Here is an 11,077-nt window from a genome sequence, read left to right on the forward strand (position 1 = left end):
ACCGGCGCCTCCCTGTCTCCGGCCCGAGATCTCCGGCGCGGGCGCACCCGCGGAACCGGCCCTTCCGCAACTCCGGTTCGTCAGCGCCGGAGGCGAACGTCCCCGGCACCCGCCGGCGGGTACCTGACCTCGGCGACAGCGACCAGGGCGCTCCGGTGATATCGCGCGCCTCCCGACTGCCAATGCAGCGTCGTGTCGTGGCTCGTTGCTCATGCAGGGCCGAACTCCTCCTCGACCAAGGCCAAGAGCTCGCTACTTGAATGCGCGGCGAGATCGTCGTACTCGTCGGTCTGCCCGCGCTCGCCCAGCTGGGCGCGGAGCCGGTCGCCGATACCGAGCAGGGCGGCAACGGTCGTCTCGTCGTCGCCCGCCACGGCCAGCACGCGGTCCACCAGCTCCTCGAGACGGGCGAGGTCGCCGGGTGCGGCCCCCGGCGCGGACCGGTCGGCCGCGGGGGTCTGCGCAGTACCGGCCGAGGCCAGCCGGTCGTGCAGATATCGGGCCAACTCGGTCACCGCCGGATAGTCGAATACGAGCGTCGAGGGCAACCGGAGGCCGGTGGCTTCGGAAAGCCGGTTCCGCAATTCCACACCACCCAGCGAGTCGAAGCCCATATCGTCGAACCCCTTGTCGGGCCGGATATCGCGCGCCGACGCGTAACCGAGGACCGCTGCGGCGTGCTCGAGAACCAGGTCGGCAACGGCCTGCTCTCGTTCGGCTTCCGGTATTCGGTCCAGGTCGAAACCGCGTGATCGCGTCCCGCTCGCCGCGTTGCGCTCCGAACGGGCTACCAACCCGCGCAGCAGAGCGGGGACCGCGCCGGCGTGGACCTCCCGTCGCAGGGAGTTCATATCGAGGCGGACGGCAACCAGCGCCGAAACGCCCGTCGGGCCCGATCCGAAGCCGGCCGCGGTATCGAACAATCGAAGGCCGCCGGCCCGGGTCAGTGGACGCATACCCAGCCGGGCCAGTCGTGCGACTCCGGCTTCGTTCACGGCATCCGCCATACCACCGGATCCCGCTCCGGGCCGCTCCCACAGACCCCAGTCCAGCGCCACCGCGGGCAGACCTTCGGCACGACGCCGCGCGGCCAATGCGTCCAGGAAGCTGTTCGCGGCGGCATAGTTGGCCTGGCCCGCGGACCCGAAGACACCGGCGATCGACGAGAACAGCACGAACGCCGAAAGATCCGCGCCCCGCGTCTCCTCGTGCAGATTCCACGCCGCGTCGACCTTCGGTTCGAGCACCCGAGCCAGCTGGTCGTCAGTGAGCGTTCGAATCGTCGCGTCGTCGAGCGTGCCCGCCGCATGAACCACAGCCGTCAAGGGTTTCTCGGGCTCGATCGAGTCGAGCAGTGCGCGCAGGGCCCGCCGGTCCGCGAGATCACCGGCCGCAATGCGCACCTCGGCCCCGCGCTCGGTCAGTTCCGCGGCCAATTCCGCCGCACCCTCGGCAGCGGCGCCGCTACGGGACACCAGGAGCAGATGCCGGACATCGTGTTCGGTAACCAGGTGCCGGGCCAGCTGCCCACCGAGCGCGCCGGTACCTCCGGTGATCAGCACGGTGCCGGAACCGAAGGACGGCCTCGTCGCGGCGGACGCCTGCCGCCGCACCAGTTCCGGCACCAGCACCGTGTCCCCCCGGACAGCCAGCTGGGGCTCATCGGTGGCGAGGACCGTCCGCACGGTGTCGCTCGGCAGCGGCGGGGTGTCGGGCGAGGACTGCCAGTCGAGCAGCACGATCCGGCCGGGGTATTCGGTTTGCGCACTGCGAACCAGCCCCCATACCGCAGCCCCGGCGAGATCCGGCGTCTCGCCCGGCAGTCCCGCGGCGTTGTGGGTCACGACGACCAGCCGGGTTCGCGCCAGGACATCCTGGTCGAGCCACCCCCGGAGCATATGGAGCGTCGAGCGCGCTACGGCGTGCGTGACGGCCGTGATGTCATCGTTTCGGGCAGCCGCGGCATCGACTACGGACCACACCACCGCCTCCGGTATCGCGGCGACAGTCGTTGCCAGGGCACCGAGGTCCGGATATCGCTCCCGTACACCGGCAACCGAGATCGGGCCGAGAGCGGCGATCCCCTCGGAGACAGGACCGGCGAAGACGGTGTCCACCTGCCGCCACCGGAGCTCGTATGCCCCGATATCACCGGTCGGCCGGGAGTCACGCAACCGGGCGACATCGTATGGCCGGACAACGACCTCGTCGACGGAGACGACCGGGTTCCCGTTATAGTCCATCGCCGCAATGGCGATACTGTCCGCCCCCTTCGACGTGATGATCGCCCGCACCGCCGCGGGCCGGGCGACATCGTGGAAGCGCGCACCGCCCCAGCGAAACACCAGCATCCCCCGGTCCGGATCGTGCCCGCGCTCCGGCCACATCAGCCGGGCGAGACCGGCGTGCCCGATAGCGTCGAACAGGCCCGGGTGCAGCACGAAACCCGCCGAGTCGGCGGCCGGAATGATCTCGGCGAAAACGGTGTCGCCGCGCTGCCACGCCCGCTCGGTGCCGCGGAAAGCCGGCCCATATTCAAGGCCCGCGGCCACCTCGATCTGCGCGTGGATCCGTTCCGGATCGATCGGGTCGGCGGCGCGCGGCGGCCACGGTTCGGCCCGCAGCCGCTCCATCAGCGGCTCCGTCGCCGGCCGGGTACCGGCCAGGACTCCGCTGGCGTTGCGTACCCACTCATCGGCACCGGCGGCCCGATGGTGGAAACGGAAGTGCCGCCGTCCTGTCTCGTCCGGCTCGTCGACCAGCACTTGAAGTTCGATATCCCCGTCCTCGGGCGCGAGGATCGGGGCCTCCAAGGTGAGTTCGTCCACGCCGCAGGAGCCGAACCGGGGTCCGGTCGCCAACAGTGCCTCCAGCATCGAGGTGCTCGGCACGACCATGACGCCATAGCTCCGGTGGTCCGCGAGCCAGGGATGGGCCCGCCGGGAGAGCCGGCCCATGAGCATCCACTCGTCCTTGCCGGCAATCCGCACGATCTCCGTCACCACCGGGTGCCCGGATGCGTTCGGCGCCGCCTGGGCTGCCGGTTCCAGCCAATACCGCTGATGCTGGAACGCGTAGGTGGGCAACGGCACCCGCGATATCGCGCGACCCGCGTACAGCGTCACCCAGTCCACCCGGATCCCCGCTACGTGGGCCTGCGCCAGCGCGGACACGAACCGGGTCGGCTCGTCGGTCGAACGTCGAGCCGTCGTGACCACCGTCGAGCGGCTCTCGACCTCGGGAGTCCCGGCCAGGCACTGCCGGGTCATCGCGGACAGCACAGCATCCGGTCCGATCTCGATAAATCGCCGCACGCCCACGTCGACCGCGGTGTCGATGCCCGGCGCGAACCGGACACACGCTCGCACCTGCTCGACCCAGTAGCCCGGGTCGGTCATCCCGGTATCGACGAGGGCCGCCGAAATGTTCGACACGATCGGCAGCGACGGCTCCCGATAGGTCAACCCTTCGGCGATCGTCCGGAACTCGTCGAGCATCGGCTCCATCAAGCCCGAATGGAATGCATGACCGACCCGCAGTCGGTTGGTCCGTACACCCTCCACCGCAAGCTTGTCCGCGATCGTGTCGATCGCCGACTGCTCCCCGGACACCACCATCGCCGAGGGACCGTTCACCGCGGCCAGCGAAACCTGGCCGGAGAACTCCGCGAGCACCGTCGTCACTCGGTCCTCGGACGCGGCGACCGCCAGCATCGCCCCACCGCCGGGCAGGGCTCCCATCAACCGCCCACGCGCCACCACCAGGGCGCACGCGTCGGGTAACGACCACACGCCCGCGACATAGGCCGCCGCCAATTCCCCGATCGAATGCCCGATCAGCACATCCGGTAGCACACCGAACGATTCCAGCAGCCGGAACAAGGCCACCTCGAATGCGAACAATGCCGGTTGGGTGAATTCGGTGCGATCCAGCAGCGCCGCGTGACGCTGCTCGAACACCACCTCCTTCAGCGAACAGTCGAGCAGTGGATCGATTCGGCCGCACACCTCGTCGAACGCCGCCGCGAATACGCCGAAGGCCGCGTACAGACCGGCCCCCATCCCGGACCGCTGCGCACCCTGACCGGTGAACAGGAACGCCGCCTTGCCCGACCCCGCCGTCGCCTCGATCGTGCCCGGCGAACCCGCCGCCACCGCCGCCAGTCCGGTCAACAGCTCTTCGCGTGCTCGGCCGACGACGGCCGCACGCCGATCCAAGTGGGCCCGCGAGGTCACCAGCGAATGCGCGATATCCCACATGTCCAGCTCGGGATGAGCGAGCACCCACTCCCGCAGCCGATCCGCCTGTGCCCGCACACCCGACTCCGAACTCGCCGAAATCACCCAGGGCACCGGCACGGCAGTGCCGGTCCGGTCCGCGGCTGCCGCCGACGACACCGGAACTCGACGAGGCGGCGCTTCTTCCAGGACGGCATGTGCATTGGTGCCGCCGAGGCTGAACGAGGACACCCCGGCGCGGCGGATTCGACCGGCGCGCGGCCACGGCTGCGCCTCGGTGAGCAACTGGACCTCACCCGCCGACCAGTCCACGTGCGGGCTCGGCGCATCGGCATGCAGCGTCTTCGGAAGAGTTTCGTGCCGCATCGCCTGAACCATCTTGATGACACCGGCGACACCCGCGGCAGCCACCGTATGTCCGATATTCGATTTGACAGAGCCGATCCGCAGCGGTGCCCCGGACCGGTTCTGCCCGTAGGTGTTGAGCAACGCCTGCGCCTCGATCGGGTCGCCCAGGGTCGTCCCGGTCCCGTGACCGTCCACGGCATCCACGTCCGACGGGGCCAGCCCCGCATTCGCCAGCGCTGCCGCGATCACCCGCTCCTGCGCGGGACCGTTCGGCGCGGTCAACCCATTGCTCGCACCGTCCTGGTTCACCGCCGTACCACGCACGAGAGCGAGGATGTCGTGCCCCAGGCGCTGGGCGTCGGAGACCCGTTCCAGCACCAGTACGCCGATGCCCTCGGCGAATGCGACGCCGTCGGCGTCGGCGGAGAACGATTTGCACCGTCCGTCGGGCGCCAGGCCACGCTGGCGCGCGAAATCGATGTGGAGATACGGACTGCCGTACACGGTCACCCCGCCGGCCAGCGCCAGCGAGCTCTCCCCCTGACGCAGCGCCTGACAGGCCAGATGCAGCGTGACCAGCGACGACGAGCACGCGGTATCCACGGTTACCGCCGGTCCCTCCAGACCGAAGGTATAAGCCACCCGGCCCGAGATCACACTGTTCGTATTGCCGGTGAGCCGATAGCCCTCCAGCTCACCGGTAACCCGGCGGTCGTAATCCGAGGAGCTGGCGCCGGCGTACACACCGGTATCGCTGCCGCGCAGTGAAACAGGATCGATGCCCGCGTTCTCCAATGCCTCCCAGGAGACCTCCAGCAGCATCCGCTGCTGCGGGTCCATGGCCGACGCCTCGCGCGGGCCGATCCGGAAGAACCCCGGATCGAACTCCGCCGCATCGTCGAGGAACCCGCCGCGGCGGGTGTAGACCGTACCGGGCTTGTCCGGGTCCGGATCGAACAGTCGCCGCAGATCCCACCCGCGATCCGACGGGAACGCACCGGTGGCATCGACTCCGGCGGCCACCAGCTCCCACAGCTCGTCCGGCGAGGTGACCCCACCCGGGAACCGGCATGCCATACCCACGATCGCGATCGGCTCGTCGACTCGCACCCGCCGTTGCGCCTGCTCGGGTGCGCTGTGCGTGTTCGGCTCGATCCGCGAGTGCACCACCGCCGCCACCGCTGCGGGAGTCGGGTGGTCGAACACCAGCGTGGAGGGCAGCGACAACCCGGTGGCCTTACCCAATCGGTTACGGAACTCCACCGCGCCCAGCGAATCGAAGCCGATTTCGTCGAAGCGCTGTTCCGGCCCGATGTCATCGACCGAGTCGAAGCCGAGCGTCGCGGCGGCCTGTTCCCGGACCAGATCGAGCACGATCGCACCATGGCGGGCCGCCGGCACACCTGCCAGCCGCCCGCCCAGCAGGCCGGACGCCGAGCGGCTCGCCGAGGAATCGGCTACACCGGTGCTCCGCGGCTGCCGCGGAGCACCACGCAGAACCGCCGGAATCGTGTCGATATCAGCGGTACGGCGCACCGCGTTCGCATCGAACCGCATTGCCGTCGATGCGGCGTCCGAGCGGAGCACGGCTTCGTCGAACAGCCGGACACCCTCGGCGTCGGCAAGCCGACCCAGCCCCCACCGCGCGAATCGGGCCAGGGCCACCCGATCCAGACCGCCGGTCATCCCGGCGCCCTGGTGCCAGGGTCCCCACGCCACCGCGGTTCCCGGCAAACCCGCGGCCCGCCGCTGCCGCACCAGGGCATCCAACGCCATGTTCGCGGCGGCGTAATTGCCCTGTCCGGCTGTTCCCAACAGACCCGCTACCGACGAAAAACCTACGAACGCCACGACGTTTCGATCCCGGGTAGACCGATCCAGGTGCCAGGCTCCCGCTACCTTCGGCGCCAGCACCCGATCCACCTGCGCATCGCTCAGAGACGCGATGGTCCCGTCGTCCACCACCCCGGCCGCGTGCACGATGATCAAGTCGCCGGCCGGATCGATGGTGTCCAGCAGACGCCGCACAGCGTCGCGGTCGGTCACATCGCATGCGGCGATCTCGGCCCGGCCGCCCGCCCGCGCCAACTCGGCAACCAATTCGGCAGCACCCGGCGCCGCTGATCCCTGCCGTGAGGTCAGCACCAGCCGCCGCACGCCGTGCTCGAGCACGAGATGGCGCGCGAACAGCGCGCCCAGACCGCCCGTACCGCCGGTGATGAGCGCTGTCGCATCCTGGAAGGACGGCGATTCGCCGGTGTCCCGCGCAGGCTCCGCCCGCACCAGCCGCGGTACCCGGATCACCCGATCGCGCACAGCGACCTGTGGTTCACCGGTGTACACGGCGGCGATGATCCCCTCGGCGTCCAGCACTTCGGCCGGGTCCTCGTCGATCAGAACGAATCGTTGCGGATTCTCCGATTGAGCACTACGCACCAGACCCCACACGCCTGCCGCGGCGAGATTCGGCACCTCACCGGGCAAACCCGCGCCACCGGTCGTGACCACCACCAACCGCGCCTCGGACAGCTTCGGTTCGGCGAGCCAGGATTTCAGCACCGCCAAGGTCGCATGTACCCGCGTTCGCACTGCTTCGGGATCGTCATGCGAATTATCGGCCCGCTCGGTGGCTCGCCACACCACGACATCCGGAACCCGACCGGCTGCCACCACATCGGCAACCGGCGCGAAGCTCACATCGATCCGGCTCTCGGGGTCGGCCGCCGGCACTGCCGGTTCGGGGATGGGACGGTCGAGTGCCGTCGGTGCGGAGGGCTGCCACCGGACTTCGTACAAGCCCGCCGTATCCCTGGACACGGTGCTGCCGATCTCGTCGAGCCGGTACGGTCGCGCCGCCATCGCGTCCACCGAAACAATCGGGTTACCGTCCCGGTCGACAGCGGCGACCGAAATGGTGTGCACCCCGTTGGGCACAGCCATCACCCGGAGCTCGGTCAGTTCCGCTGGCCAATTGCCGTCGGCGGACCGGTGAAAGCGGGCATTTCCCCACCGGAACAAGAGCCAGCCGATGTCCGGATCGGGCTCCAACTCACGGCAGATCAACCAGGAAACGCCGGCGTGCAGAACGATATCCAAGAGCGCCGGATGCACATCGAATTGTTCGGACCGCGCCGCCGCCTCGGTGTTCAGGGCGACCTCCGAGTAGACCGCGTCACCGCGGCGCCACGCAGAGCGGACTCCGATGAACGCCGGGCCGTACTGGAGCCCGGTGTCGGTGGACATCCGTTCGACCAGCCCGGAGACGTCCAACGGTTCGGCGTCGCTGGGCGGCCACTGCTCATCCTGCAATCTCGTCAGCAAACCCGAATCACCGCCCGCCCGGCCGGCGAGGGCGCCGGTGGCGCTGTGTGTCCACGCGCGGTCGGCCGAAGTTCGGACGTGGATCTCGAACCGGCGCAGCCCGAGATCGTCCGGGGCCTGGACCAGAACCTGCATTTCGACCTCGTCGTCGAAGGCCGGCGATACCGGTGCCAGCAAGGTCAGTTCGGCGACCGCGGCACAACCGATCCGACGGCCCGCGACGAGCAGTAGCTCGATCAGCGTCGCACTCGGCAGCACCACCGCCCCGTGGGACATGTGATCGGCGATCCACGGATGGGTACGCACGGAGAAGCGGCCGGTGAACAGCCATTCATCGGTGCCCGCCAACCCGACCACGCCCGTCAGGATCGGATGATCCATGGCGTTGCGCTGCGTATCGACTGTCTGTTGATCGACCCAGAAGCGGCGGTGCTGGAAGGCATACAGCGGCAACGGCACTCGCCGAGCTCGGCGACCGGAGAATACCGGCGTCCAATCCACCCGCACGCCCGCGACGTGCGCCTGTGCCAGCAATGTGACGAACTGCGCGACTTCCCCGGTCGAGCGACGGGCGGCCGCCACCACGGTCGACGCCGACTCGATATCCGGTGTTCCGGCCACACAGCTCCGCGTCATCGCGGCCAGCACCGCATCCGGCCCCACCTCGACGAACCGTCGGACACCGGCCGCGACGAGCGTGTCCACACCAGGCGCGAACCGGACACAACCCCGGATCTGGCGCACCCAGTATTCCGGATCGGTCACCGCGTCTCCGGTGACAGCACCGGACACGTTCGACACGATGGGTAGCCGCGGCGACCGATACGCGATGCCCTCGGCAACCGCTCGGAACTCCGCCGATATCGGATCCATCCGCGCCGAATGGAAGGCGTGGCCGACCCGCAGCCGATTCGTCCGCACGCCCTCGGCCCGAAGGCCTCGTTCGATCTCCTCGATGGCATCGGTGTCACCGGACAGCACAGTCGCGGACGGACCGTTCACGGCGGCGATCGACACCCGGCCGTCGAACCGGGCGGCGATTTGCGCGGCAGCACTTTCCGCGACCGCCACCGCCAGCATCGCCCCGCCCGCCGGCAACGCACCCATCAACCGGCCGCGCGCCGCGACCAGGGCACAGGCGTCGGACAGCGACCACACGCCCACCACATAGGCGGCTGCCAACTCCCCGATCGAATGGCCGATCAGCAGATCCGGCGTCACACCGAAGGATTCGAGCAACCGGGACAGCGCGACTTCGAACGCGAACAATGCCGGCTGCGTGAATTCCGTCCGGTCCAGCACATTCCCGGGGCCGGCGAACATCACCTCACGTAACGACCGCCCGAGCAAGGGGTCGAACTGGGCACACACCTCGTCCAATGCCGCCGCGAACACCGGGAAGGCACCGTACAGGCCGGCGCCCATACCGACCCGCTGCGAACCCTGGCCGGTGAACAGGAACGCCGTCTTGGCAGAATCGGCACGGGCCTCGATCACACCGGGAGAACCGGCCGCCAGATCGGCCAGACCGGACAGAAGCTCGGCGCGGTCCCGTCCCACGACCGCGCCGCGCCGGTCCAACAGTGCCCGCGAGGTCACCAGCGAGTGCGCGATATCCCACACATTCGCGTCGGGATCGCCGACCATCCACTGCCGCAGTCGATCCGCCTGTGCGCGCAGAGCCGCTTCCGACTTGGCCGACAGCACCAGCGGAATGGCCTCCGCTGCGCTGGGTCCTGCGATCACGACCTGCTCGGACTCCGCGTCGACCGGGTCGGCCGGTGCTTCCTCGACAATGACGTGCGCGTTGGTGCCGCTGGCACCGAACGACGAGACGCCGGCCCGCCGGATCCGGTCCCCCGCGGGCCACGGCTCGTTGTCCTGGAGCAGGCGCACCGTGCCCGCCGACCAATCCACATGAGGTGTGGGCGCATCCACATGCAACGTCTTCGGCAACAACCCGTGGCGCAGAGCCTGAACCATCTTGATCACGCCACCGACACCCGCCGCGGCCGACGTGTGACCGATGTTCGACTTGAGCGAACCCAGCCACAACGGTGTCCCGCCGTCCCGCGCGCCGTAGGCACCGATCAGTGCCCGGGCCTCGATCGGATCCCCCAGCATCGTGCCGGTACCGTGCGCCTCCACCGCGTCGATATCGGCCGGGGTCAACCCGGCGTTCGCCAATGCCTGCGCGATCACCTGCTCCTGTGACGGACCGTTCGGCGCGGTCAGCCCATTGCTCGCGCCGTCCTGGTTCACCGCGCTGCCCCGGATCACCGCCAGCACGGGGTGGCCGAGCCGTTGCGCGTCGGACAACCGTTCCAGCACCAGCACCCCGAGGCCTTCGGAAAAACCGGTCCCATCCGCAGCTGCCGCAAACGCCTTACACCGGCCGTCGACGCTCATGGCGCGCTGGCGGGCAAAAGCAATCGGCAGCGACGGATCGGACATGATGGTCACCCCGCCTGCCAAGGCGAGCTCCGTATCGCCGTGACGCAAGGCCTGACAAGCCAGATGCAGCGCCACCAACGACGACGAACACGCCGTATCGATCGTTATCGCCGGGCCTTTGAATCCGAAGGTATAGGCGATGCGACCGGACAACACACTGTCCGAACCACCGAGATAGTGGTGACCTTCCGCTTCGGCGCTCATACCGGGCGAACCGATACGGGGACCGTAGTACTGGTGAATCGCTCCCGCGAAGACACCGGTCTTGCTGTCGTGCAGTGACGCCGGGTCGATACCCGCGTCCTCCAAAGCCTCCCAGGAGGCCTCCAGCATCAGTCGCTGTTGCGGATCCATCGCGGTCGCCTCTCGCGGACCGATCCCGAAGAAGGCCGCGTCGAAGTCCCTGATGGAGTCCAGAAATCCGCCGTGTCGCGTGTAGACCGTGCCGGGCACGCCCGGGTCGGGGTTGTACAGCCGAGCCAGATCCCACCCCCGGTCTGCCGGGTAGTCCCCCATGGCGTCGACACCGCCGGCAACCGTCCGCCACAGCTCGGCGGGGGTTCGCACGCCACCGGGATACCGGCAGGCCATACCGACGATGGCGATACGCTCGGCCGACCCATCGGTGAGCTCGCGCAATTGCTGCTTGGTCTCGTACAGCTCTTGCGCGGTCTTCTTCAGATACCGGCGTAGCACGTCGTTGTCGACCATGATGG

1 protein-coding gene is annotated in these 11,077 nt (G+C 69.0%); it reads right to left on the reverse strand.

All coding sequences use genetic code 11. From position 1 onward, the window contains the following. Positions 1–209: 209 nt before the first annotated feature. Complete coding sequence (locus NF4_RS35330) at positions 210–11,072, reverse strand: type I polyketide synthase (RefSeq protein WP_063131740.1); 10,863 nt, start codon at positions 11,070–11,072, stop codon at positions 210–212. Positions 11,073–11,077 lie beyond the last annotated feature (5 nt).

Source organism: Nocardia fusca NBRC 14340 (assembly GCF_001618425.1).
In the GTDB taxonomy this organism is placed as follows: domain Bacteria; phylum Actinomycetota; class Actinomycetes; order Mycobacteriales; family Mycobacteriaceae; genus Nocardia; species Nocardia fusca.

What these genes read in the sequence shown, in the direction of transcription:
- NF4_RS35330 (WP_063131740.1), bottom strand. Translation starts at nt 11,072, where the DNA reads ATGGTCGACAACGACGTGCTACGCCGGTATCTGAAGAAGACCGCGCAA.